21 protein-coding genes and 1 pseudogene are annotated in these 24218 nt (G+C 73.7%); 14 read left to right on the top strand and 8 right to left on the bottom strand.

Going from position 1 to position 24218, the window contains the following annotated elements; translation table 11 throughout:
• The first annotated feature begins 159 nt into the window (after positions 1 to 159).
• From BMW99_RS10685 to BMW99_RS10665, 5 genes and pseudogenes are all read left to right on the top strand, one after another.
• On the top strand, positions 160 to 879 hold the full coding sequence (locus BMW99_RS10685; RefSeq protein WP_069467689.1) for a lysophospholipid acyltransferase family protein: 720 nt from the start codon (positions 160 to 162) through the stop codon (positions 877 to 879).
• A gap of 155 nt (positions 880 to 1034) precedes the next feature.
• A complete protein-coding gene (macS, locus tag BMW99_RS10680; protein WP_079176008.1) occupies positions 1035 to 2249 on the top strand; it encodes a MacS family sensor histidine kinase in 1215 nt (404 codons plus the stop codon).
• Between the two features lie 95 nt (positions 2250 to 2344).
• Positions 2345 to 2983 (top strand): annotated as a pseudogene (locus tag BMW99_RS10675) (response regulator); the annotation flags it as partial.
• Between the two features lie 142 nt (positions 2984 to 3125).
• Complete coding sequence (locus BMW99_RS10670) at positions 3126 to 4154, top strand: 6-phosphofructokinase (RefSeq protein WP_069463576.1); 1029 nt, start codon at positions 3126 to 3128, stop codon at positions 4152 to 4154.
• Positions 4155 to 4339: 185 nt separating this feature from the next.
• Positions 4340 to 4984 (top strand): uridine kinase family protein, encoded by a 645-nt coding sequence (locus BMW99_RS10665; protein WP_176735476.1) that lies wholly within the window; start codon positions 4340 to 4342, stop codon positions 4982 to 4984.
• Positions 4985 to 5029: 45 nt separating this feature from the next.
• On the opposite strand, the gene BMW99_RS10660 is transcribed toward BMW99_RS10665, so the two are convergent.
• Positions 5030 to 6949, bottom strand: coding sequence for an anthranilate synthase family protein (locus tag BMW99_RS10660; protein WP_075016687.1), 1920 nt, complete (start codon positions 6947 to 6949; stop codon positions 5030 to 5032).
• A gap of 208 nt (positions 6950 to 7157) precedes the next feature.
• A complete protein-coding gene (locus BMW99_RS10655) occupies positions 7158 to 9971 on the bottom strand; it encodes an N-acetylmuramoyl-L-alanine amidase (protein ID WP_079138496.1) in 2814 nt (937 codons plus the stop codon).
• A gap of 192 nt (positions 9972 to 10163) precedes the next feature.
• Here BMW99_RS10655 and BMW99_RS10650 point away from each other — a divergent pair, with 192 nt between their 5' ends.
• From BMW99_RS10650 to BMW99_RS10640, 3 genes are all read left to right on the top strand, one after another.
• On the top strand, positions 10164 to 11513 hold the full coding sequence (locus BMW99_RS10650; protein WP_069464067.1) for a class II 3-deoxy-7-phosphoheptulonate synthase: 1350 nt from the start codon (positions 10164 to 10166) through the stop codon (positions 11511 to 11513).
• A 142-nt stretch (positions 11514 to 11655) separates the two neighbouring features.
• A complete protein-coding gene (locus BMW99_RS10645; protein ID WP_075016686.1) occupies positions 11656 to 12303 on the top strand; it encodes an HAD family hydrolase in 648 nt (215 codons plus the stop codon).
• Between the two features lie 154 nt (positions 12304 to 12457).
• Positions 12458 to 12775 (top strand): (2Fe-2S)-binding protein, encoded by a 318-nt coding sequence (locus BMW99_RS10640; protein ID WP_075016685.1) that lies wholly within the window; start codon positions 12458 to 12460, stop codon positions 12773 to 12775.
• A gap of 29 nt (positions 12776 to 12804) precedes the next feature.
• Here the strand turns inward: BMW99_RS10640 and bfr are convergent, their stop codons facing one another.
• Positions 12805 to 13293, bottom strand: a complete 489-nt coding sequence (gene bfr, locus BMW99_RS10635) for a bacterioferritin (RefSeq protein WP_075016684.1) — start codon at positions 13291 to 13293, stop codon at positions 12805 to 12807.
• A 188-nt stretch (positions 13294 to 13481) separates the two neighbouring features.
• Between bfr and BMW99_RS10630 the strand changes: the two genes are divergently transcribed.
• On the top strand, positions 13482 to 14096 hold the full coding sequence (locus tag BMW99_RS10630) for a sulfite oxidase-like oxidoreductase (protein WP_069465272.1): 615 nt from the start codon (positions 13482 to 13484) through the stop codon (positions 14094 to 14096).
• Here BMW99_RS10630 and BMW99_RS10625 read toward each other — a convergent pair whose 3' ends face one another.
• The 5 genes from BMW99_RS10625 to thiO all read right to left on the bottom strand — a co-directional run bounded on the left by BMW99_RS10625 (position 14097) and on the right by thiO (position 19335).
• Complete coding sequence (locus BMW99_RS10625; protein ID WP_069465271.1) at positions 14097 to 14954, bottom strand: deoxyribonuclease IV; 858 nt, start codon at positions 14952 to 14954, stop codon at positions 14097 to 14099. It lies immediately after the preceding gene.
• 36 nt (positions 14955 to 14990) lie between these two features.
• The gene (gene pknB / locus BMW99_RS10620) at positions 14991 to 17036 is read right to left on the bottom strand and encodes a Stk1 family PASTA domain-containing Ser/Thr kinase (RefSeq protein ID WP_069465270.1); all 2046 of its coding nucleotides are present in this window, start codon (positions 17034 to 17036) and stop codon (positions 14991 to 14993) included.
• A gap of 114 nt (positions 17037 to 17150) precedes the next feature.
• Positions 17151 to 17942, bottom strand: a complete 792-nt coding sequence (locus tag BMW99_RS10615) for a thiazole synthase (RefSeq protein ID WP_069465269.1) — start codon at positions 17940 to 17942, stop codon at positions 17151 to 17153.
• A gap of 2 nt (positions 17943 to 17944) precedes the next feature.
• Positions 17945 to 18151, bottom strand: coding sequence for a sulfur carrier protein ThiS (gene thiS, locus BMW99_RS10610; protein ID WP_069465268.1), 207 nt, complete (start codon positions 18149 to 18151; stop codon positions 17945 to 17947).
• Positions 18148 to 19335 carry a glycine oxidase ThiO gene (gene thiO / locus BMW99_RS10605; RefSeq protein WP_075016683.1) on the bottom strand — a complete coding sequence of 396 codons (1188 nt, stop codon included), beginning with the start codon at positions 19333 to 19335 and terminating at the stop codon, positions 18148 to 18150. The genes thiS and thiO overlap by 4 nt, the downstream gene beginning before the upstream one ends.
• 360 nt (positions 19336 to 19695) lie before the next feature.
• Here thiO and BMW99_RS10600 point away from each other — a divergent pair, with 360 nt between their 5' ends.
• The 5 genes from BMW99_RS10600 to BMW99_RS10580 all read left to right on the top strand — a co-directional run bounded on the left by BMW99_RS10600 (position 19696) and on the right by BMW99_RS10580 (position 24197).
• Positions 19696 to 20907: an NAD(P)/FAD-dependent oxidoreductase gene (locus BMW99_RS10600; RefSeq protein WP_256090396.1), complete on the top strand. Its 1212-nt coding sequence runs from the start codon at positions 19696 to 19698 to the stop codon at positions 20905 to 20907.
• A 188-nt stretch (positions 20908 to 21095) separates the two neighbouring features.
• Positions 21096 to 21470, top strand: coding sequence for an Rv2175c family DNA-binding protein (locus BMW99_RS10595; RefSeq protein ID WP_069465588.1), 375 nt, complete (start codon positions 21096 to 21098; stop codon positions 21468 to 21470).
• A 22-nt stretch (positions 21471 to 21492) separates the two neighbouring features.
• On the top strand, positions 21493 to 22143 hold the full coding sequence (thiE, locus tag BMW99_RS10590) for a thiamine phosphate synthase (protein ID WP_069465587.1): 651 nt from the start codon (positions 21493 to 21495) through the stop codon (positions 22141 to 22143).
• A gap of 131 nt (positions 22144 to 22274) precedes the next feature.
• Positions 22275 to 23195, top strand: coding sequence for a methylenetetrahydrofolate reductase [NAD(P)H] (gene metF, locus BMW99_RS10585; RefSeq protein ID WP_069465586.1), 921 nt, complete (start codon positions 22275 to 22277; stop codon positions 23193 to 23195).
• A gap of 27 nt (positions 23196 to 23222) precedes the next feature.
• Positions 23223 to 24197, top strand: a complete 975-nt coding sequence (locus BMW99_RS10580; RefSeq protein ID WP_069465585.1) for a hypothetical protein — start codon at positions 23223 to 23225, stop codon at positions 24195 to 24197.
• Positions 24198 to 24218 lie beyond the last annotated feature (21 nt).

Raw genomic sequence — 24218 nt, 5'->3', positions numbered from 1 at the left:
GCGCGATTGCGGGTACACGGGAGTTCGGAGGTTCAGCGTACGCGGGACCCGTACCAAGCGGTAAGCCCCAGCCGACGTGCGTGCTCATGTGTGGCCGCCTGGGGCCGGATGCGCGCCCGGTTGGCGTTAAGGTCTTTGCGTCGGAAACAGGAGGCAGGGTTGTTCTACGGCGCGATGAAGATCGTTATCGGCCACCCGATCAAAGCGGCGTTCCGTCCGTGGGTGGAGGGGCTGGAGAACATTCCCGAGGAGGGACCCGCCATCCTGGCGAGCAACCACCTGTCCTTCTCCGACTCCTTCTTCCTGCCCGCGGTGCTGGACCGCAAGGTCACCTTCATCGCGAAGGCGGAGTACTTCACCTCGCCGGGAGTGAAGGGCAAGCTGACCGCCGCGTTCTTCAAGGGCGTCGGCCAGCTGCCCGTGGACCGCTCGGGGGCCCGGGGCGCCGGCGAGGCGGCGATCAAGAGCGGCCTGGCCGTGCTGGAGCGCGGCGAGCTGTTCGGCATCTACCCCGAGGGCACCCGGTCGCCCGACGGCCGGCTGTACCGGGGCAAGCCCGGCGGGCTGGCCCGGGTGGCGCTCGCGTCCGGCGCGCCCGTCATCCCGGTCGCGATGATCGACACGGAGAAGGTGCAGCCGGTCGGCCAGGTGATGCCGAAGTTCTCGATCCGCCCGGGCATCAGGATCGGCAAGCCGCTGGAATTCGACCGCTACCACGGCATGGAGAGCGACCGGTTCATCCTGCGCTCGGTCACCGACGAAGTGATGTACGAGATCATGCGGCTGTCCGGCCAGGAGTACGTCGACATCTACGCCACCGCCGCCAAGCGGCAGATCGCCGAGGCCGCCAAGCGCGCCGCGGAGGCGTCCGGGTCCTGAGCCGGGCCGTCCGTCCGGGTCCGGCACCGGGCCGGAAGGCGTAGGACCGGCCGCAAGGGGCAGGACCGGGCCGCAACGGGCCCGGGCAGGCCGTCCAGGGGGCCGCGGAGCGCCCGGGACGGCGGGGGAGGGGAGAAGCACGCGTGGCCGTGCGCATGTCCGTCGAGCAGCCGCTGTGGCGCGCCCTGCTCGCCTACCGCCTGCTCACCGCGGCCTACGCGGTCGCCCTGTACGTCCACGCGTACGGCCACCTGCGCCACCCGCTGCCGGGCGGGGTGTACATGGCCCTGCTCGCCGGATGGACGCTCGCCACCATCGGCCGGGTCAGGAACGCCGAGCGCTGCACCCGCGCCTTCCTCGCCGCCGACCTGACCGTCGCCGTCGGCGGCATCCTGCTGACCCGCTACGTCGACACGATGGAGCGCGTCGAGTCGGGCGCGTTCACGCTGCCGTCGATATGGACCGCGGGCGCCGTGCTGGCCTTCGCGGTGAAGGGCGGCTGGCGCTGGGCGGCGGCCGCCTCCAGCCTCGTGGCGGCCGCGGACCTGGTGGAGCGCGGCAGCCCCAGCCGCGACACCCTGCACAACGTGATCCTGGTGTGGGTGGCCAGCATCGCCATCGGCTACGTCGTCGAGGTCGCCCGGGCCAGCGAGCGGACCCTCGCGCGCGCCCTGCAGATCGAGGCGGCGACGCGGGAGCGCGAACGCCTGGCCCGCGACATCCACGACGGGGTCCTCCAGGTGCTGGCGATGGTCCAGCGCCGCGGCAACCAGGCCGGCGGCGAGGCCGCGGAACTCGGCCGGCTCGCCGGCGAGCAGGAGGCCGCCCTGCGCACCCTGATCAGCGCCGCGCCGCCCGCCCCCCGGCCGGGTGCCCCCGGCGACGGCGGGCCCGCCGCCCCCGACGGCCCGCAGGACCTGCGGACGCTGCTGGCGCCGCACGCCTCGCCCCTCGTCACCCTGTCCGCGCCCGGCACGCCCGTGCTGCTGGCCCCGCACGCCGCCGCCGAACTGGCCGCGGCGGTGGGCGCCGCGCTGGACAACGTCCACCAGCACGCGGGGGAGCGGGCGCACGCCTGGATCCTCGTCGAGGACGAGCCCGAAGCCGTCCTGGTGACGGTGCGGGACGACGGTCCCGGGATCGCGGAGGGCCGGATCGTGGCGGCCGCGGACGAGGGCCGCCTCGGGGTCGCCCAGTCGATCCGCGGGCGGCTGCGGGACCTCGGCGGCACTGCCGAGCTGCTGTCGGTGCCCGGCCAGGGCACCGAGGTGGAGCTGCGGCTGCCGCGCGGGCCCGGGGAGTACCGGGCGCCGGGCGCGGCAGAATCGGGGGCGGCACTGACGGACGCCGACGGAAGAGGCAGAACATGACGGGCAGTGCGGGCAGTGCGGGCAGTGCGGGCGGCACGGGCGGCACGGTGGGGACGGCGGACACCGGCGGTGGGCGGGAGGCACCCGTGACGGTGATGGTCGTCGACGACCATCCGATGTGGCGCGACGCGGTGGCCCGCGACCTCACCGAGGCCGGCATCCACGTGGTCGCCACCGCGGGCGACGGGCCCGAGGCGGTCCGGCGGGCCCGTGCGGCCCGCCCCCAGGTGCTGGTGCTCGACCTGAACCTGCCGGGAGCGTCCGGGGTGCAGGTGTGCAAGGAGGTCGTCGCCCACGACCCCGCGGTGCGCGTCCTGGTGCTGTCCGCGAGCGGCGAGCACGCCGACGTGCTGGAGGCCGTGAAGTCCGGCGCGACCGGCTACCTGCTGAAGTCCGCGGGCCGCGAGGAGCTGGTCGACGCGGTCCGCAGGACCGCGGTGGGCGACCCGGTCTTCACGCCCGGCCTGGCCGGGCTGGTGCTCGGCGAGTACCGCCGGCTGGCCACCGTGCCGGCCGCGGCCGCCGCGCCGGACGAGCCGGCCGCGCCCCGGCTGACCGAGCGCGAGACCGAGGTGCTGCGGCTGGTCGCCAAGGGCCTGAGCTACAAGCAGATCGCGCAGCGCCTGGTCATCTCGCACCGCACCGTGCAGAACCACGTGCAGAACACCCTCGGCAAGCTCCAGTTGCACAACCGCGTGGAGCTGGTCCGGTACGCGATCGAGCGCGGGCTCGACACGGCCGACGACACCGGGGGCGCGGCAGGGGCGACCGGCACCGGCGGCGGTCGCAGGGGCGGCGACATGTGACCCAAGTCACGCTAGCTTGGCGGAGGTTGCAACATCCGGCACAGCTGGCTTGCGACGAAGGGAAGAGCCCATGCGGGTCGGAGTCCTGACCGGCGGCGGAGACTGCCCCGGCCTCAACGCGGTCATCCGCGGCATCGTCCGTAAAGGCGTCCAGGAGTACGGGTTCGACTTCACCGGATTCCGCGACGGCTGGCGCGGCCCCCTCGAAGGGGACATCGTGCGCCTCGACATCCCGGCGGTCCGCGGCATCCTGCCGCGCGGCGGCACCATCCTCGGCTCCTCGCGCACCAACCCCCTCAAGACCGAAGGCGGCGTCGAGCGCGTCAGGCGCACCCTGGCGGAGAACGACGTCGACGCCCTCATCGTGATCGGCGGCGAGGACACCCTCGGCGTGGCCGCCGAACTGTCCTCCCGGCACGGAGTGCCCTGCGTGGGCGTGCCCAAGACCATCGACAACGACCTGTCGGCCACCGACTACACCTTCGGCTTCGACACCGCGGTCAACATCGCCACCGAGGCCATCGACCGGCTCCACACCACCGCCGAGTCCCACATGCGCGTCCTGGTGGTGGAGGTGATGGGCCGCCACGCCGGCTGGATAGCCCTGCACTCCGGACTGGCCGGCGGCGCCAACGTCATCCTCATCCCCGAGCAGCGCTTCGACCTCGACCAGGTGTGCGCGTGGGTCGAGAACCGGTTCAAGATCCGCTACGCGCCGATCGTGGTCGTCGCCGAGGGCGCCATGCCGGTCGACGGCGACCTGGTCCTCAAGGACGGCACCCTCGACTCGTTCGGCCACGTGCGGCTGTCCGGGATCGGTGAGTGGCTCGCCAAGCAGATCGAGAAGCGCACCGGCAAGGAGGCCCGCACCACCGTGCTCGGGCATGTCCAGCGCGGCGGTACCCCCAGCGCGTTCGACCGCTGGCTCGCCACCCGCTTCGGCCTGCACGCCGTCGAGGCCGTCCGCGACGGCGACTTCGGCACGATGGTCGCACTGCGCGGCACCGAGATCGTCCGCGTCCCGATCGGCGACGCCACCGCCCGCATCAAGACCGTCGACCCCGCCCTCTACCAGGAGGCGGGCGTCTTCTTCGGCTAGCCGTGGGACGCCTCGCGGCCGTCCCCGGTGTGCCGGAAATTCCCTTGTCCTTCCCTTGACCGACGGCGCTTGCCGTAGGTGATCCCCGCGACCTATTCTCCCTCCACCGGTCCGGAGGCGGCCGGTCCGGCGGCTTCGCCGTCCCCTCGGGGATCCCCCTTTCTGAGCACATGAGGAGCGCCCGTATGACGGGTGTTGCGGGAGGGCACCGCGTGCCCGTACTGGCGGTCGCAGGCGGCACCGCCTCCGGCAAGTCGACACTGGCCGACGCACTGGTCCGGCACCATCCCGGCCTGGTCGGCCTGGTCCGGCTCGACGACTTCTACGTCCCCGCGCACGATCCGCTGCGCGGGGTGCGGACCGTGTCCGCGACCGGCGCCGAGATCCTCGACTGGAACCACCCCGGCTCCATCGACCAGACCGCCGTCGCCGCCGCGGTCGACGCGGCCGCGACGGCGGCCGGCCGGCGCCGGCTGGTCGTCGTCGAGGGCCTGTTCGCGCTGACCCTGCCCGTGGTGGCCGCCCGCGCCACCTGGCGGGTCTACGTCGACACCCCCGACGACATCCGGCTCGCCCGCAAGATCCTGCGCAAGATCGAGGTGCAGCGGCAGGACCCCGCGCTGTCCCTGCGGAACTACCTGATGACCGGCCGGGAACGGCACGCCGCGCACGTCGCGCCCTCGCGCGCGGTCGCCGACCTGGTGGTCGACGGCACCGCCGACGAGTACGCGATGATCGCCGCCGTGGCCATGCTGATCGGCCCGGTGCTCGCCGCGCCGCTGCGCGGCGAACCCGCCCTGGACGCCAGCAGCTTCGGCGAGACCGCCTGACCCCGTTCCCGGGGCCGGGCGGTCCCTCCCGGCCCGTGCCGCCGCTCAGCGCACGGTCACCGCGGCCAGCACCTCCGCGACGATCGCCGGGCCGTCCAGCGTCAGCACCGACTCGGGGTGGAACTGCAGCCCGGCGAAGCCGGGACCGCGCATCGCGTGGACGTCGCCCGTCACCGGGTCACGACTCAACTCCACCTGGTGCATGGCCAGTTCCTCGGCCGCGGCCTCGTCGCAGCGGGCCGTGAACGTGTTGTAGAAGCCCACCGTCTCCGGCCGCCCGAAGAAGTCGATGCGCTCCTGCGCGCCCTGCGCCGGGTTGGCCTTGCGCGCCAGGTCGAGGCCCAGCTCCGCGGCGAGCAGCTCGTGGCCCAGGCACACCCCCAGCAGCCCGTGCCGGTGCTCCGCCACCAGGTCGGCCGCCAGCGCGCGCAGCAGCCGCATCTTCGGGTCCGCGGTGTCCGCCGGATCCCCGGGGCCGGGCCCCAGGACCACCGGGCCCCGGTGCGCCAGCGCCGCGTCCCGCAGCGCCGGCTCGTCGAACCGCCGCACCGTCACCGCCAGGCCGCACGAGCGCAGCAGGTGCGCCAGCATCGCGGTGAACGTGTCCTCGCCGTCGATGACCAGCGCGTGACCGGACAGCGCCCCGCCGGCCGCGGCCGCCGGACCGGTCTGCATCCGCAGCCAGAACGGCGCCAGGTGCCGGCGCCGGGCGTCCAGCGCCGCCTGGACCCTGATGTCGTCCGCCAGGCGCGGCCGCGGACCCGCCGCGGCCGCCGCGGGCGCGGGCAGCACGCCGAGCGCGGTCAGCACCCCGGCGGCCTTCGCGTGCGTCTCGGCGACCTCCGCGCGCGGGTCCGAGTGCCGCACCAGCGTCGCCCCGACCGGCACCCGCAGCCGACCGTCCGGCGCGATGTCCGCGGTGCGGATCAGGATGGGCGAGTCCAGCGTCTGCCCGCCGCCCGCGTCCCGGCCGATCAGCGCGAGGGCGCCCGCGTAGTAGCCGCGGCCGGCACCGTCCGGCCCGGCGGGCTCGTACCGCTCGATGACCCGGCAGGCGTTCTGCACCGGTGAGCCCGTGACCGTCGCCGCGAACATCGTCTCCCGCAGCACGTCCCGCACGTCCATCGTGGAGCGGCCCCGCAACTCGTACTCGGTGTGCGCCAGATGGGCCATCTCCTTCAGCCGCGGCCCGACCACCACACCGCCCAGGTCGCCGACGGTGCACATCATCTTCAGCTCCTCGTCGACGACCATCGTCAGCTCCTCCACCTCCTTCGGGTCGTGCAGGAACGCCAGCAGGCCCTCGGCGCTCGGGCCCTGCGCCGGGTAGCGGTACGTGCCGCTGATCGGGTTCATCACGACGGTCCCGCCGGACATCCGCACGTGCACCTCCGGACTCGCGCCGACCAGCGTCCGCTCCGGGGTGTGCACCACGTACGTCCAGTACGCGCCGCGCTCGCCGCGCAGCAGCCGGCCGAACAGGGCCAGCGCGGCCCGCGGGCCGTAGCCGGGCACCGAGCCGCGGAACGTGCGCCGGATGACGAAGTTCGCGCCCTCGCCGCGGCCGATCTCGTCCCGGACCACCCGCTCGACGACCGCCGCGTACGTGTCGTCGTCCACGTCGAACGCGCCGCCCTCGACGCTTACGTCGTCCTGGGGCAGCGCCGCCAGCAGGCCGTCCAGTGGCAGTGCGCACACCTCCTGCGGCAGCAGCACCGCCAGCGGCGTGCCGTCGTCGCGGACGTCGAAGCCGCGCTCGCGGATCTGCCGGAAGGGGACGAGGGCCAGGGCGTCCAGGGACGGCCCGCCGGCGGGCGCACCGGCGGGGAGCGGGATGCCGGACAGCGACGGCGCGGTCAGCACCGGGCCGAGCAGCACCTCCACCACGTCCGCGGGGTGGCCTGGGGTCCTGCGGTGCAGCAGGGCGAACGGCGGGCAGTCGCCGGCGGTGAGGCGCTGCACCATTTGGGCGGGGGAGTAGGGCACGTCGGTGCTCCTTCCGGAAGTCCCGTGGACGGAAGGGGCGGCCGGGCCCGGGAACGCCGAAGGCCGCCCCGTGTGGGGCGGCCTTCGCGTGAATCGGATGCGTCGCGCGCGAGGTCAGTGGGCCGCCCGGGAGGGGGGCCACCACCAGTTCTGGTTCATCGGCGCGGACGCGAGCATGGACCCGACCTTAGACCAGCGAGCCGTAGATCTGCCAGCCGGTGCCGATCTGGGTCCTGGCGGCGAACGCGGTCGCCGTCATGGAGCCGGTGCCCTTGTAGAGCCACAGCGTGCCCGACGAGTCGCGGGCCACCATGTCCGGCTTGCCGTCGCCGTTCACGTCACCGGTGCCGGTCATCGCGTTGTAGATCGTCCAGCCCGCGCCGATCTTCACTCGCGGGGCGAACGGAGCGGCCGCGTTGCCGGTGCCCTGGTAGAGCCACAGCGTGCCGGCCGTGTCGCGCGCGACCATGTCGCCCCTGCCGTCACCGTTCAGGTCGCCCACCGCGACCAGGGAGTTGTACGTCCCCCAGCCCGCGCCGACCTTCACCCGGGCGGCGAACGGCGTCGCCGGGGTGCCGGTGCCCTGGTAGAACCACAGCGTGCCCGACGAGTCGCGGGCGACCAGGTCCGGCTTGCCGTCCCCGTTCACGTCCCGGACGCCGGCCATCGTGTTGTAGACGCCCCAGCCCGCGCCCACCTTCAGGCGCGCCTTGAACGGCGCCGACGGGTTGCCGCTGCCCTGGTAGTACCAGAGCACCCCGGAGGTGTCCCGCGCGACCATGTCGCCCGTGCCGCTCGCCTTCAGGTCCGTCAGCGGCACCAGGGAGTTGTACACGCCCCAGCCCGCGCCGACCTTGAACCGCGTGTAGAACGGCGTGGCCGCGCTGCCCGTGCCCTGGTACTGGTAGAGCACGCCGGAGGAGTCCCGGGCCAGCAGGTTGTTGCGCGTGGTGCCGGGGTCGGGCGCGGTGGTGCTGATCTGCTTGACGTCCGACGCCTTCACCCACGCGATCCGGTGGTTGTACTGGATCGGGTAGAACTCGTCGGTGCCGGTGACCAGGGTGCGGTCGCCCGCGGCGGTGCCCGCGTAGGTACCGCCGTTGAAGTAGTCGCCGACCTTCTCCGGGCCCGCCTGCGCGTAGGCCTGGCCCGCCGGGATCGAGTACTTGGTGAGGCTCGCGTTGTTGTTCGTCTGCACGGCCACGCCGGTGCCCGTGTACGCGGCATCCTCCGGGTAGGCGCGCCCGTAGACGGCGATCGCGCCGGTACCGGCGGGGGTGATCACGCTGGAGCTCTTCACCGGCGCGGTGTACTGGCCGCCGGGGTTGTGGAACCACAGTTTCTGGCCGCTGTACCAGATCGCCGTCCAGTCCGGACCGGACGTGCCGGCCACGACGTACTCGCTGCCCGTGACGGCCTTGTTCTCCCAGTTGGACCCGTCGTTCGCCGCCGCCGAGCCCAGGTACGGGTCGTTCGGCTGGGCGCCCGAGGTGGAAGGCGTCGTGTACAGGTACACGAAGTTCGCCGGGTGTGCCGCGAACGTGGTGCCGCCATTGCTCAGGCTCGGCTCGTAGGCCGTGGTGTACGGCGGGACGATGCGGACCAGCTCGCCGACCCGCAGCGGGCCACCGGCGCCCTGGTCACCCACGGGGCTGCCGAGCAGCGCCATGTAGTGGTTCCAGTCCCAGTACGGACCCGGGTCCCAGTGCTGACCGGACACCAGGCTGTCGATCACGCCCGGGACCTCGTCGTGCCCGATGATGTGCTGGCGGTCCAGCGGGATGCCGAACTTGCCTGCGAGGTACTTCACCAGGGCGGCCGAGGAGTCGTACTCCGGCTCGGCGTACCAGCTGGCGGCCTTCATCGCGTAGCCCTCGTGCTCGACGCCGATCGAGTGCATGTTCACGGTCTTGTTGGCCGCGTGCCACGCCTCGTCCGTCGTCGCCACCATCTGCGTCACCCGGCCGTCGTCGGCGACCAGGTAGTGAGCGCTGGCGATGGCCGCCGGGTTCTGGAACTCCTGGATGGACCCCTCGAAGGTGCCCTCCATGTCGTGGATGACGATGTAGCGGATGTCCTCGCCGCTGGCCGGCCGCTTCGCCGGGTTGTAGTTGCCCTCGATGGTGGGCGGCGTGGCGCTGTCCGGCCCGAATCCCGCCTTGACGAAGTTGCAGCTCAGCCCGGACGGGCAGTCCGCCGTCGTCGTCGTGCTCGTGTCCGCTTGGGCCGCCAGCGGCGTCTTCGCGGGCTTGACGGGCGTCACAGAGGGGTCGGCGGCCAGCGTCACGATCTGACCGGAGTCGGTCACCCGGCTCTCGCCGGTGTGGATCGACTGGAAGACCCGCTTCGCGAACTGGTCGGCGCCGCCGGCGTCGGGGGACTGGCTGTAGCGGGCGATCGCCCCGTACCAGTTGCCCGCGTTCGCCGGCAGCGAGCCGTATGAGTCCTTCTCGTACTGCGCGAGCAGCGCCGCGGCCCCCCGGACGCTCTGCTCGGAGTTCTTCTTGAGGTCGCTCGCGGAGGTGCCGGTCAGCTTGGCGGCCTCGTCGAGCGTGTGCAGCCGCGGGTCCGAGGTGTTCACCTCGTTGTGAATCGCCGCCAGCGCCCGCTTGGCGTTGAAGTGCTTGCTGACGGCTGGGTCGCCGCTGAGGTTCATCTCGGAGAGACGCTCGGCGTCCGTCGGCTGCGACAGGTCCTGCGGGTTGATCTGGGTCAGGCCCATGACGTTGTAGTTGCCGGTCGAGCTCGGCTCGCCGTTGTGCGCGTCCCACAGCGTCTGCCGGTACGACACGGCCATCAGGACGCTCTGCGGGACCTTGAACTCCGCCGCGGCGGACGCGAACGCGTCCTGCAGCGCGTGGGGACTGTTCTGCGCGGTCGTGTCGCCGTTCGACGGCGACGCCAGCGCGATCGTTCCGTAGGTCGCGACGGTGGCCAGGACGGCCGCCCCCGCTCCGTACGCGATCAGTGATTTCCTTCTGCGGTGCTTGCTGCGGGCCACCTTGCCCCTGGCTCTCCGGCACGCCTGGGGCGCGCCCTCCCCTTGGCGATCTCCCGGACGGTGATCGCCTCCGAAGGCGCAGACGCTATCAGCCGTGTCTGACGTTCCGTTGACACCATGGGTTTCGGACGCGATGTCTCACCCACTGGGCCGAGAGAAGATCACGCCAGGCGAACCCTTAACCTGGTTCGTGTGACCGTGAACGCAGAACTCCTCGCCGGTGGCAACACCTGGCACTCCCTTCCCGCGGCGCAGCAGCCCGAGTGGCCCGACACCGATGCTCTGCGCGATGTGACCGCCGAGCTCGCCTCGTATCCGCCGCTCGTGTTCGCCGGGGAGTGCGACCAGCTGCGCGCCCGTATGGGCGCGGTGGCCAAGGGTGAGGCGTTCCTGCTCCAGGGCGGCGACTGCGCGGAGGCGTTCGACGCCGTCGGCGCCGACCAGATCCGGAACAAGCTGAAGACGCTGCTGCAGATGGGCGCGGTGCTCACCTACGCCGCGTCCGTGCCGGTCGTGAAGGTCGGGCGGATCGCCGGGCAGTACAGCAAGCCGCGCTCCAAGCCGACCGAGACCCGCGACGGCGTGACGCTGCCCACGTACCGCGGCGACTCGGTGAACGGCTTCGAGTTCACCGCCGACGCGCGCATCCCGGACCCGCAGCGGCTCAAGCGGATGTACCACGCGTCCGCGTCCACGCTGAACCTGGTGCGGGCCTTCACCACCGGCGGCTACGCCGACCTGCGGCAGGTGCACGCCTGGAACCAGGACTTCGTGAAGTCCTCCCCGTCCGGCCAGCGCTACGAGGCGCTGGCCCGGGAGATCGACAACGCGCTGAACTTCATGGCGGCCTGCGGCACCGACCCCGCCGAGTTCCGCACGGTGGAGTTCTTCTCCTCCCACGAGGCCCTGCTGCTCGACTACGAGACGGCGCTGACCCGGACCGACTCGCGGACCGGCAAGCTGTACGACGTCTCGGGCCACATGGTGTGGATCGGTGAGCGGACCCGGCAGCTGGACGGCGCGCACATCGAGTTCGCGTCCCGCATCAGCAACCCGATCGGCATCAAGCTGGGCCCGGGCACCACGCCCGAGGAGGCCCTGACGTACATCGACCGGCTCGACCCCGACCGCGAGCCCGGCCGGCTGACGTTCATCGTCCGCATGGGCGCCGACAAGGTCCGCGACAAGCTGCCGACCCTGGTCGAGAAGGTCACCGCGTCCGGCGCGCAGGTCGCCTGGGTCAGCGACCCGATGCACGGCAACACCTTCGAGGCCGCCTCCGGGCACAAGACCCGGCGCTTCGACGACGTGCTCGACGAGGTCAAGGGCTTCTTCGAGGTCCACCACGGCCTGGGCACCCACCCCGGCGGCATCCACGTCGAGCTCACCGGCGACGACGTCACCGAGTGCGTCGGCGGCGGCGACGAGATCTTCGTCGACGACCTCCACCAGCGCTACGAGACCGCCTGCGACCCGCGCCTCAACCGCAGCCAGTCGCTGGACCTGGCGTTCCTCGTCGCCGAGATGTACCGGGGCCAGTAGCCCCTGCGCGTTCGTCCCCGCGGGGCGGGGGTCACCCGGTGACCCCCGCCCCGCGCGCGTTGCGCCCCGCGCCACGCCGGCCGCGGCGAGCCCACCCGTACGGCAGCGGTGGGCGGCGGCCCGGCGCGGGTAGGCTCCCCGCGTGATCCGCGCTGTGGCCTTCGACATCGGCGAGACCCTGGTCCACGACAGCCGCCTCTGGACGATGTGGGCCGACTGGCTCGGCGTCCCGCCGCACACGGTGTCGGCGCTGGTCGGCGCCGTCGTCGCGCAGGGCCGCGACAGTGCGGACGCCCTGCGCCTGATCCGGCCGGGCATCGACATCGCCGCGGAACGCGCGGCCATGGAGGCGGCCGGCCGGGGCGAGCGGCTCGACGACGGCGACCTCTACCCGGACGCCCGCCCGGCGCTCCAGGCGCTGCGCGCCGCCGGGCTGCGGGTCGTCGTGGCCGGCAACCAGACCGCCCGCACCGGGGAGCTGCTGCGCGATCTCGACCTGCCCGCCCATGCCATCGCCACGTCCGGCGAGTGGGGTGTGGCCAAGCCCGACCCGCTCTTCTTCGCCCAGGTCGTCGGGGCGGCCGCCTGCGAGGCGCACGAGATCCTCTACGTCGGGGACCACCCCGTCAGGGACGTCTTCCCGGCGAAGGCCGCCGGGCTGCAGGCCGCGCATCTGCGGCGCGGGCCGTGGGGGTACCTGTGGGCCGACGACTCCGAGGTGGCGCTGACCGCGGACTGGCGCGTCGGCAGCCTGACGGAACTCGCGGAACGCCTCACCGCGGCGCGCTGAGCGGCGCGCCGAGTGGTGACCTGAACACGGCCGCCCGCGCCGAAGGGGCGCGGATCACACCCCTTCGCCCCCCTCGGTGCTGTTCGCCCGTTCCGGGCCCAGGTAAGGTAAGGGTTACCTCAGTCCCCCAGGGCCCCCGGAAGGCGGTGACCGCGTGTACGTGTGCTCCTGCTTCGGCATCACCGAGCAGCAGGTCAGGCAGCACGCCGACAGCGGCCGTTGCACTCCCCGGCAGATAGCCTCCGCCTGCAAGGCGGGGACGGACTGCGGGTCCTGCGTGAAGCGGATCCAGGCGCTGCTGGGCCGCGGCTCGGGCTGCGCCACCCGCGACCGTTTGGAGCCCGCGGCCACGTCGCCCGCGCAGGCGCCCGCCGGGCCCGACGCTCCCGCCACGGCCCCCGAGCCCAGCGCGGCTCCCGTCGCGCCGGTCGTCCCGGTGGCGCCGATCGTGCCGCTCGCCCCCGCCGCCTAGTCTTCGCCCCCGCCGCCCAGTCTCCGCCCCTAGTCCCCGTCGCCGTCCGGCTGCTCGATCTGCTGGGCGATGTACAGGGGCTCGCCCAGCTTCTCGATCAGGTCGAGCTGGGTGTCGAGGTAGTCGATGTGGTGCTCCTCGTCGGCGAGGATCGACTCGAAGATGTTGGCCGAGGTGACGTCGCCCTTGGCGCGCATGATCTCGATGCCGCGGCGCAGCCGGTCGATCGCCTCGACCTCGACCTGCTTGTCCGCCTGGAACATCTCGGTGACCGTCTGCCCGACGCGGACGTGGAAGAGCCGCTGGTAGTTGGGCAGGCCCTCCAGCAGCAGGATGCGGTCGGTGATCAGCTCCGCGTGCCGCATCTCGTCGAACGACTCGGACCGGGTGTAGCGCGCGAGCTTCACCCAGCCGAAGTTGTCCTGCATCTTCGAGTGCAGGAAGTACTGGTTGATCGCGGTCAGCTCGCCGGTCAGCTGTTCGTTGAGGAACTCGAGGACCTCGGGGTCGCCCTGCATGGCAGCGCCGTCCTTCCGGGTGCTTACGTGCTTGGACGTGGGGGTGGGTGCCGCACGTGGTGGTGCCGTCGGGGTGTGGCAGGTGTCGCCCGCATCCTTCCACCGCGCCCCGATTCGATCCAGTAAGTGGAGGATCACGTTCCGTGGCCGGGTCGGAAGCACTGCGTCAGGTCTGTCACCATGGAGGCATGGGCCAGTCCGAGCGTCGTGAGGGGGAGCTGCCCCCGGGCCAGCGGATCCAGCGGGGCTGGCCGGTCACCCACTACGGCCCGGTGCCGCGCTTCAAGCCCGACCGCTGGGAGTTCCGGGTGTTCGGGGCCACCGCGGACGGCGACAAGACCTGCTGGAACCACGAGGAGTTCTCCGCGCTCCCGTACGCCAGCGTCGTGGCCGACTTCCACTGCGTCACCAAGTTCTCGATGCTCGGCGTCGAGTGGGGCGGCGTGTCCACCTCCACGGTGGTCAAGCTCGCGCCGCCCGCCGACGACGTCACCCACGTCATGGTGTGGGCCGAGTACGGCTTCTCGTCCAACCTGCGCATCGAGGACTTCCTCGACGACAAGTCGATATTCGCCACCCACAAGGGCGGTGCGCCGCTGACCGTCGAGCACGGCTTCCCGGCACGGCTGGTGGTGCCCCGCCTCTACGCCTGGAAGGGCCCGAAGTGGGTGCGCGGCGTGGAGTACATGACCGCCGACCGCCGCGGCTTCTGGGAGGAGCGCGGGTACCACAACATCGGCGACCCGTGGGGCGAGCAGCGCTACTCCTACCAGGAGGAGCCCGGCGACGGGCCCGAACTGTAGCTACGCCAGGCGCAGGTCCTTGAGCAGCTTGATGTCGGACGTGTGGCCCTCCTGGCCGCCCGGCGTCTCGATGACGAACGGCACGCCCGCCGTCGCCGGGTGGTGCAGCAGCCCGCGGAACGCCTCGGGGCCGATGGCGCCGGAACCGATGTTCGCGTGCCGGTCCAGCCGGGACCCGCAGCCCGCCCTGCTGTCGTTCGCGTGCACCAGCTTCAGCCTGCCCTCGCCCGCCACCGCGGTCAGCTCGTCCAGCAGCCGGGCCGGCCCGTCCGGCGCCGCCAGGTCGTGGCCCGCGGCGAACGCATGGCAGGTGTCCAGGCACACGCCCAGCCGTGGATGCCGGTCCAGGGCGTCCAGGTAGGGGCCGAGGTCTTCGGCGAGCGAGCAGATCGACGCGCCCTGCCCGGCCGTCGGCTCCAGCAGCAGCCACGGATCGTCGTCGTGCGTCAGCTCCGCCAGCAGCGGCCGCACGCGCTCGCGTATCTGCGCCAGCGCGGTCACCCGCTCCCGCCCGCCGGTCGCCGAGCCGGTGTGGACCACCACGCCGAGCGCCCCGATCTGCCGGCCGCGGCGCAGCGAGTGCCGCAGCGAGGCCACCGACAGGTCCACCGTCGCGGGCGTGTGCGAGCCGAAGTTGATCAGGTACGGCGCGTGCACGTAGGCGGGGACGCCCAGATCCGCGCACCGGGTGCGGAACGCCTCGTCCTGCGCCGGGTCGCCCGGCCCCGTCGCCCAGCCGCGCGGGTTGGCCACGAAGACCTGGACGCACTCGGCGCCGATCTCCGCCGCGTACCCGAGGCCCTTGGCTGCCAGGCCGCCCGCCACCGGCACGTGGCTGCCCACCGGGTTGCGCGGCACCGCCGCCGTCCCCGCTCCCTTGGCGCCCGGACCCACTCAGCGCACCCAGAGGGTGATGGTGGCGCCCTTGGGGGCCTGGCCGCCGCCGTCCGGTGACTCGCTGAACACGGTGTCGCCGAAGAACACGGTGATCACCCGTACGTCGAACCCGGCGTCCTGGAGGATCTGCTTCGCCTCGTCCGCGTGCTTGCCCTTCACGTCCGGCACGTCCACCATCTGCTGGCCCTTCGAGACGGTGAGCGTCACCGTGTCGCCGGTGCCGGCCTGGTCGCCCGCGCCGGGGGACTCCAGCGCCACGCTGTCCGGGTCGGCCTTGTCCGAGAACACCTTGCCGGGCGCCAGGACCACCTTCAGGCCCGCGTCCTCCAGTTGCTGCTGCGCGTCGGCCACCGAGTCGCCGACGACGTCCGGGACCTCCACCGGCTCGCCGCGCGAGACCGTGAGCGCCACCGGACTGTCCGGCGCGCGGTCCGCGGCACCCGCCGGATCGGTGGACACCACCTGGCCGTTGGGCACGTCGGAGCTGAACACGCGCGTGACCGTGCCCGGCGTCAGGCCCGCCGAGGTGAGCGCCCGCCGCGCGTCGTCCAGGGACTTCCCCGTCACGTCGGGGACGCGCACCACCTGCGGGCCCTTGGACACCGTCAGCGTCACCGTGGCGTTGGAGCGGACCCGCCGGCCCGGCGCGGGATCGGTCGAGATCACGTTGCCGCGCGGCACGGTCAGCGAGAACGCCTGCTTCACCTTGGTGCCGAGGCCGGCCGAGGAGAGCTTCTGCTGGGCCTGTGCCTGCGGCAGCGCGAGCACGCCCGGCACCTTGGTGAACTGGCCGTCGCTGATGTACCAGACGCCCCCGGCGACACCGAGGACGACCAGCAGCGCCACGAGCAGGGCCAGCGGGCCGCGGCGGCCGCGCCGCACCGGGGGCGCGGCGTGCTCCGGCTCGTCGCGGACGGGCGCCGGCATCACCAGCCGGCTCGTGCGGTCGAGCGGGTCCTGAGCGGCGCCGTGCTCCCCGGCGACCCCAGTGACATCCGTGCCGCCCGCGACACCCGTGCCGCCCGTCACGGGCAGCGGCACCACGCTGGTCAGCTCCTCCGAGCCGGCCGGCACCGGGTCGGCCGCGGCCGCCCGCAGCCGCATCTGCACGGTGCCCTCGTCGTCCCCGCCCGCGGCGCCCGCCGCGAACGCCGCGGCGGCGCGCGGGTCCCCGGGCCGCCCGTCCAGCTGGTCGGGGGTCAGCCCGGCGCGCACCGCACGCACCTCGGCGAGCATCTCCACCGCGTCCGCCGGCCGCTCCTGCGGGGGCCGGGCGGAGGCCCGTGCCACCAGCGCGTCCAGACCCGGCGCCACCGACGGCACGAGCGCCGAGGGGGCCGGCACGTCCTCGTTGAGGTGCTGGTAGATCACCTTCATCGGGGTGTCGCCGGGGTAGGGCTTGCGGCCGGTCAGCATCTCGTAGAGCACCAGGCCGCACGCGTACACGTCACTGCGCTGGTCCACCGTGCCGTGCCCGATCTGCTCCGGCGCGAGGTACGAGACGGTGCCCAGCAGCGCGCCCGTCGACGCGCTGGTCTGCGTGTCGACGGCCCGCACCAGGCCGAAGTCGGCGACCTTCACCCGGCCGTCGTCCCCTATCAGGACGTTCTCCGGCTTCATGTCGCGGTGGACCAGGCCCGCGCGGTGCGCGGCGCCGAGCGCGGCGAGCACCGGTTCCAGGATGTCCAGGGCCGCCCGCGGCTGGAGCGCGCCGCGCTCCTTGAGCACGTCGCGCAGGGTGCAGCCGGCCACGTACTCCATCGCCAGGTAGACGTACGCGCCGTCCTGCCCCTGGTCGAAGACGCCCACCACGTTCGGGTGCGCCAGTCGTGCGACCGCCTTGGCCTCGCGGATGAACCGCTCCACGAAACCGGTGTCCGCGGCCAGCGCGGGGTGCATCACCTTCAGCGCCAGCACGCGGTCGAGCCGGGTGTCCACGGCCCGGTAGACCGTGGCCATCCCGCCGACGGCGACGCGGCCCTCGACCCGGTACCGCCCGTCGAGCACCTGCCCGACAAGCGGGTCCTGCACGCTGATGTCCACGACGCCCGATTCTACGAGTCCGAGTTGCCCCATCCGGCGGTACGCGCCCGCTCTGTACCGCACCCGTGGCGTTCCGGAACATTTCCGTGACCTCGGCCGCCGCTCGCCCGCAGGTCAGAACGCCGGGCGCTCGGGGTCCAGGGCCGCGGTGCCGTCGGCCGGGGAGGACGCCAGCGCGTGGTGGCGGCGCGGGATGCGGCCGGCCCGGTGGGCCAGCCGCCCGGCCGTCACGGCGTCCCGCATCGCCCGGGCCATCAGCACCGGGTGCCGCGCCCGCGTCACCGCGGAGGCGAGCATCACCGCGGCGCAGCCCAGCTCCATCGCCAGCGCCGCGTCCGAGGCCGTACCGGCGCCCGCGTCGAGGATCACCGGCACGCCCGCCCGCTCGGTGATGAGCTGGAAGTTGTGCGGGTTGCGGATGCCCAGGCCCGAGCCGATGGGGGAGCCCAGCGGCATGATCGCCGCGCACCCCGCGTCCTCCAGCTTGCGGGCCAGCACCGGGTCGTCACTGGTGTACGGCAGCACGGTGAAGCCGTCGTCCACCAGCGTCTCGGCGGCGTCCAGGAGCTCCACCGGGTCCGGCAACAGCGTCCGCTCGTCCGCGATGACCTCCAGCTTCACCCAGTCGGTGCCCAGCGCCTCCCGGGCCAGCCGCGCGGTCAGCACCGCCTCGCCCGCCGTGTAGCAGCCGGCGGTGTTCGGCAGCACCCGGATGCCGTGTTCGGCCAGCACCGACAGCACCGAGCCCTTCGTCGACGGGTCCAGACGGCGCATCGCCACCGTCGTCAGCTCCGTGCCCGACGCCAGCAGCGCCTGCTCCAGCACCTCCAGGCTCGGGGCGCCACCGGTGCCCATGATCAGCCGGGACGTGAACTCCGTCCCGGCGATCCGCAGCGGATCGTCCATCGTCAGCCTCCCTGCACCGCGGTGAGGATCTCCACCCGGTCGCCGTCGGCCAGCGCCGTGGCCGCCCAGCGGGTGCGCGGCACGACCGTCTCGTTGACGGCGGCGGCCACCCCGGAGGGGGCGGCGGTCAGCGCGGACACCAGCCCGGCCAGCGCCACCGGCGCCTCCAGCGACCGGAGTTCCCCGTTGACGTGCACGGTGATCGTCATGCCGGCTGCCCCTCCCGGACGCGTGCGAACCGCCCGGCGCCGAACGCCCGGGCGTAGGACGGCAGCGCGCCGTCGGCCGAGGTCAGCACCTCGGCCAGCACGTCGCCGGTGACCGGGGTGAGCAGCACCCCGTTGCGGTGGTGGCCGGTGGCCAGCAGCAGGCCGTCCAGGCCGGTCGCGCCCAGCAGGGGCGCGTTGTCCGGAGAGCCGGGCCGCAGCCCCGCCAGCGTCTCGGTGAGCGGCAGTTCGGTGATGCCGGGCACCAACTCGTGTGCGTCCCGCAGCAGTTCGTAGACGCCGCCGGCGGTGACCGTGGTGTCCCAGCCCAGTTCCTCGCTGGTCGCGCCGAGCACCAGCTCGCCGTTCTCCCGCGGCACGAGGTAGACATGGCTGCCGCGGACCACCGCGCGCACGGTGCGGGACAGGAACGGCGCGTGGCCCGGCGGGATCCGCAGCCGCAGGATCTGGCCCTTGACCGGGCGTACCGGCGGCAGCAGTTCGGGCGGCAGGCCCGCGATGCGGCCGCTCTCGCTGCCCGCGGCCAGCACGGTCCGGCCGGCCGCGACCCGCGTCCCGTCCGCCAGCAGCACGCCCGTCACCCGGTCGCCGGCCACTTCGATCCGGGCGGCCGCCGCCCGCACGAACGCCACCCCGGCCCGCTCGGCCGCCCGCAGCAGGGCCGCGGCCAGCCGCCGCGGGTCGACCTGGTGGTCCCCGTCGACGCGCAGCCCGCCGCGCACCCCGGGAGCCAGCATCGGCTCCAGCCGGCGGCAGTCCCGGCCGCCCAGCCACTGCGACTCCAGTCCCAGCGACTCCTGGAACCCGTGCAGGTCGCGCAGATGCGCGCGGTCGTCGGCGTCGAGCGCGACGGCCAGCGTGCCGCAGCGGCGGTAGCCGGTGTCCAGGCCGGTCAGCTCGGTGAGTTCCTCGACGAAGGCCGGATAGCGGGCCGCCGAGGCCATGGTGAGGTCCAGCAGCGTCTGCTCGCCGTACTGCAGCTCGGTGACCGCGGCGAGCATGCCGGCGGCGACGCGCGCCGCACCGCCGCCCGGCGCGGGGTCCACCACGGCCGTCCGCAGGCCCCGTTGGGCCGCGCGCCACGCCGTGACCAGGCCGATCAGGCCGCCGCCGACGACGAGGACGTCGGGCGGGCCCGCGTCCGGCGAAGGCGTCGGGGACGGCACCGGGGAGGGAGCCGGGAACGGTGGGGCGGCCGAGGCGTCCGCCGGACGCCGCGCAGGACCGGACGCCGGCGCGGAACGGGGCGGGGCACCGGTCGTGGAAACGGACGGGGGTAGGGGCATACGCCTGTGCTCTCCCTTCGCCGGCATGACCCGGATCAGGTTCGTACGGTCGGCAGCCGGCCAGCCGCCCTCTCAGCCCGGTCCGCCCGGGCTCCCGCGTGTGCGGCCCTCACTCTATCCCCACGCCCCCGCCGGGGCCTTGGCCGCGTGCGCCCGCCCGGCGCGACGGGCCGGGCCGGACGAGGCGCGCGGCGGCGCGGGGGAGGAACGGGTCCGGGGCGGAGAGCTAACGTGACCGGTGTGAACGAGCTGCACGCGGTGATCGTCGGCGCAGGGATGGCCGGCGTCCAGACCGCCCTGGAACTCCGCCAGCAGGGCTGGCGCTCGCCCGTGACGATCCTCGGCGCCGAACCGCACGCCCCCTACGACCGCCCGCCCCTGTCGAAGGCGGTCCTGTTCGGCGGCGCGGGCGCCGACACCCTCCTCGACGTGCGGTTCGACGTCGACTTCGCCGCCCTCGGCGTCGAACTGCGCCTGGGCGTGCACGCGGAGGCGCTGCGGGCCGCCGACCACGAGATCGTCACCGACGCCGGCCCGGTCGGCTACGACCGGCTCGTGATCGCCAGCGGCGCCTACGCGATGGCACTGCCCGGCACCGAGGGACTGCCCGGCGTGTACCCGCTGCGCACCCTCGACGACGCGGCCGCGCTGCGCCCGGTGCTGGAGGCCCAGGAGCGGATCGTGGTCGTCGGCGCCGGCTGGATCGGCGCGGAGTTCGCCACCGCGGCCCGGCAGGCGGGCTGCGAGGTGACCGTCGTGGAGGCCGCGCGGCGGCCGCTGGCGGAGGTGCTGCCGGAGGACGTCACCCGGCACATGACCGGCTGGTACGACGAGGCCGGCGTGGAGCTGCGCGCCGGGACACCGGTCGCCGCCGTCGAACCCGGCGCCGTGGTGCTGGCCGACGGGTCGCGGCTGCCGGCCGGCGCGGTCGTCGTCGGCATCGGCGCCCGGCCGGCCACCGGCTGGCTCGGCGGCTCCGAGGTCGCGCTCGACGCGCAGGGCGCGGTGCGCGCCGACGACCGGCTGCGCACCACCGCGCCCGACGTCTACGCGGTCGGCGACTGCGCCTCTTTCCCGTCCGCGCGCTACGGCCGCCGGATGCTCATCCACCACTGGGACAACGCGGTGCAGGGCCCGCGCACGGCGGCGGCCAACCTGCTCGGCGGCGACGTCGCCTACGACCCGGTGCCGTACTTCTGGTCCGAGCAGTTCGGCCGCTTCGTGCAGTACGCAGGGCAGCACGAGGAGGGCGACACCATGGTGCTCAGGGGCGACCCGTCGGGCCCCGCGTGGTCGGTGGTGTGGCTGCGGGACGGCGCGCTGCGGGCGGTCCTGGCCGTGGGCCGGCCGCGCGACATGGCGCAGGCCCGCAAGCTGATCGCCGCGTCCGCGGTGCTGGACCCGCCGGCGGCCGCCGACCCGGCCGTGCCGCTGAAGGCCGCGGTCCGCTGACGCCGGTGGTCCCCTGACACCGCCGCGCCGCTGGGGACGCCGCTGCCGCCGCCGCGCCGCTGACGGCCGTGCGGGTCGTGGCGGGCGCGGTCCGCTGACCTGGGGACGCCGGATGCCCGCCCCCCGGACGGCGGGCCGTTCGGCGGTGTGCCGCAGCGGTTGTCGGCCCCAGGTGGCACCCTTGCCCTGTGACTGTTTTCTCGTCGGTTGACGCACACATCGACGCCCTGGTCCCCTCCTGGCTCACCCTGCCGGAGGTCGCCGAGCGTCTCGGACTCGAAGTGACCCGGATCCGCCCGCTGATCAAGGAAGGGCAGCTCATCGCGGTACGCCGTGGTGAGAACAAGGTTCTGATGGTCCCCGCCGATTTCCTCGGGGACGGAAAGATCATCAAGGGCCTCTCGGGCACCCTCACCGTCCTGAAGGACGACGGATTCTCGGACGACGAGGCGCTGGAGTGGCTCTTCACCGCCGACTCGACCCTGCCCGGCACCCCGGTCCAGGCGCTGCGCGAGAATCGCGGGACCGAGGTGAAGCGCCGCGCGCAGGCGCTCGCCGTGTAGCCCGACCTTCTGGGGGAGCCCGATGAGCGCCACGGCCCGCGAGCAGCTTGCCGACGCCCGGCTGTACCTGTGCACCGACGCCCGCACCGAGCGCGGCGACCTCGCCGGGTTCGCGGACGCGGTGCTCGGCGCCGGGGTGGACGTCATCCAGCTGCGGCAGAAGGGCATCGAGGCCCGCGAGGAGCTCGCCGCGCTGGCCGTGCTGGCGGCGGCCTGCCGCCGGCACGGCCGGCTCCTGGCGGTCAACGACCGGGCCGACGTGGCCCACGCGGCCGGCGCGGACGTCCTGCACCTGGGGCAGGGCGACCTGCCGGTGCCGGCCGCGCGGGCCCTGCTCGGCAGCCAGGTGCTCATCGGGCGCTCCTGCCACGCGCAGCCCGAGGTCGACGCGGCGGCCGTCGAGCCCGGCGCCGACTACTTCTGCACCGGCCCGGTGTGGCCCACCCCCACCAAGCCCGGCCGCCCGGCGCCCGGCCTCGACCTGGTCCGCTACGCCGCGGCGCTCGGCACCGGCCGGCCCTGGTTCGCGATCGGCGGCATCGACCTCGGCACCGTCGAGCAGGTGCTGGACGCCGGCGCCCGCCGGATCGTGGTGGTCCGCGCGATCACCGAGGCCGCCGACCCGGCGACCGCGGCCGCGGCCCTCGCGGCGGCGGTCAGGTCCCGGGACTGACCCGCCCCGCGGGTGGCCGCGGGTGGCCGCGGGTGGCCGCGGTGTCCAGCAGGTGGACAGGAATCGTACCGAGGCGGGCATATGGGCCCACGCGGTGACGCACGGTCGCCGACCGAGGTTAGCCTTCAGGCATGGCTCTGGGCACCTCATCCACGCGCACCGACCGGGCGGTCACGATTCGTGAGCTGCTCGCCGGCGGCGGGCGCTCGTACTCGTTCGAGTTCGCGGCGCCCAAGACCGACAAGGGCGAGCGGACGCTGTGGAACGCGATCCGCAGGATCGAGGCGGTCCAGCCGACGTTCGTGTCGGTCACCTACGGTGCCGGCGGCTCGTCCCGCGAGGGCACCGTGCGCGCCACCGACCGCATCGTCTCGGACACCACGCTGACCCCGTGCGCGCACCTGACGGCCGTCAACCACTCCGTCGCCGAGCTGCGCAACATCATCGGGCAGTACGCCGACGCCGGCATCCGCAACATGCTGGCCGTGCGCGGCGACCCGCCCGGCGACCCGCTGGGCGCCTGGGTTCCGCACCCGCAGGGCCTGACGTACGCCGCGGAACTGGTCCGGCTGATCAAGGAGTCCGGCGACTTCTGCGTGGGCGTCGCCGCGTTCACCGAGATGCACCCGCGGTCCACCGACCCGGCCGAGGACACCCGGTACTTCCTGGAGAAGGTGCACGCGGGCGCCGACTTCGCGATCACCCAGATGTTCTTCGACGCCGACGCCTACCTGCGGCTGCGCGACCGGGTGGACGCCGCCGGCTGCACCATCCCGATCATTCCCGAGGTGATGCCGGTGACCAACGTCCGGCAGATCGAGCGCTTCTCGCAGCTGGGCAACGCGCCCTTCCCGCCCGAACTGGCGTCCCGCATCCTCGCGGTGCAGGACGACCCGGCCGCGGTGCGCGAGATCGGCATCGAGTTCACCACCGAGATGTGCCGGCGTCTGATGGCCGAGGACATTCCCGGGCTGCACTTCATTACTCTTAACCACTCCACCGCTTCGCTGGAGATCTACGAGAACCTCGGACTTCACCAGCGGGCGGCGTGACACCCTAGGCGAGGAGGTGAGCAGCACATGGGCTACTCGTTGCTCTACGTCGCGTTCGGCATCGTCGCACTGTGGCTGCTCGGTGAGGTGCTGCTGCAGTACAAGGCCCGGTTGCGCTGGCGCGTGCTGGCCTTCACCGGCTTCCTCGGCGTCGTCGCCGGGGTGTACGAGCGCCAGGTCCTCCTGATCGTGCTGGGCGCCGCCGCCTTCGGCACCGGCCAGACGTTCGTCACCCTGTCGTACAAGCGCGGCTTCTCGACCGGCTGGGCGCTGGGCGGGCGCCCCGGTGCCAGCCGCCGCCGCAGGGCCGGCGAGGCGCGCGAACCGGTCCTGGAGGTCACCGCGGTCGAGCCGGACTTCGGGCAGGGCGCCCCGGCCGGGCAGGACGTGCTGGCCGACGAGTCGGACCCCGCGGCGCTCCACCGCCCGGTCCCGATGCACGAGGACAGCGGCGAGTACCCGCTGTACGACGGCCAGTCCTCGTACACCCCCGACCCCTACACCAGCGGCGGCTACGACGGCTACGGCACCCGGGGCTACGAGTGGGGCACCGGCGAGCCGCAGCCCGCGGCGGCCGCCGCCTCCTACGACTCCGGCGGCTACGGCGGCGGGTACGAGCAGTCCGGCGGCTGGACCGGCGACCAGGGTTACGGCTACGCCGCCGACCAGGGCCAGGGAGCCGGATACGGGTACCCGCAGCAGACGACCGCCGCCACGTCCTACGACCAGGGCTACGGCGGCGGCTACCAGGACGGCGGGTACGGCCAGCAGGCCACCGGCGACTGGACGCCCCAGGCGCACTCCCCGAACGGCCGGCAGGACCAGGGCGACCAGGGCGATCCCTACGCGTCGTACGGCTACGGGCAGCAGCCGCCGCCGCAGGCCCCGGCCCAGCCCCACTCGCAGCCGTACATCCCGCCGCAGCCGCACCAGTCGCCGTACGAGCAGCAGGTGCAGCAGCCCGCCCAGCACTACGACCCGTACGACCCGTACCGGTCCTGAGGCCCGCGGGGCCGGCGGGCG

Origin of the sequence: Actinacidiphila rubida, assembly GCF_900110255.1 — a bacterium.
Lineage (GTDB): Bacteria > Actinomycetota > Actinomycetes > Streptomycetales > Streptomycetaceae > Actinacidiphila > Actinacidiphila rubida.
The sequence above is the reverse complement of the archived record's forward strand: the minus strand, read 5'-3'. Positions and strand labels throughout refer to the sequence as shown.

Coding starts and splice junctions, on each gene's coding strand:
- macS (WP_079176008.1), top strand. CDS start 1,035: ATGTCCGTCGAGCAGCCGCTGTGGCGCGCCCTGCTCGCCTACCGCCTG.
- BMW99_RS10670 (WP_069463576.1), top strand. CDS start 3,126: ATGCGGGTCGGAGTCCTGACCGGCGGCGGAGACTGCCCCGGCCTCAAC.
- BMW99_RS10665 (WP_176735476.1), top strand. CDS start 4,340: ATGACGGGTGTTGCGGGAGGGCACCGCGTGCCCGTACTGGCGGTCGCA.
- BMW99_RS10660 (WP_075016687.1), bottom strand. CDS start 6,949: ATGGTGCAGCGCCTCACCGCCGGCGACTGCCCGCCGTTCGCCCTGCTG.
- bfr (WP_075016684.1), bottom strand. CDS start 13,293: ATGCAGGGCGACCCCGAGGTCCTCGAGTTCCTCAACGAACAGCTGACC.
- BMW99_RS10630 (WP_069465272.1), top strand. CDS start 13,482: ATGGGCCAGTCCGAGCGTCGTGAGGGGGAGCTGCCCCCGGGCCAGCGG.
- BMW99_RS10615 (WP_069465269.1), bottom strand. CDS start 17,942: ATGGACGATCCGCTGCGGATCGCCGGGACGGAGTTCACGTCCCGGCTG.
- thiS (WP_069465268.1), bottom strand. CDS start 18,151: ATGACGATCACCGTGCACGTCAACGGGGAACTCCGGTCGCTGGAGGCG.
- thiE (WP_069465587.1), top strand. CDS start 21,493: ATGAGCGCCACGGCCCGCGAGCAGCTTGCCGACGCCCGGCTGTACCTG.
- metF (WP_069465586.1), top strand. CDS start 22,275: ATGGCTCTGGGCACCTCATCCACGCGCACCGACCGGGCGGTCACGATT.
- BMW99_RS10580 (WP_069465585.1), top strand. CDS start 23,223: ATGGGCTACTCGTTGCTCTACGTCGCGTTCGGCATCGTCGCACTGTGG.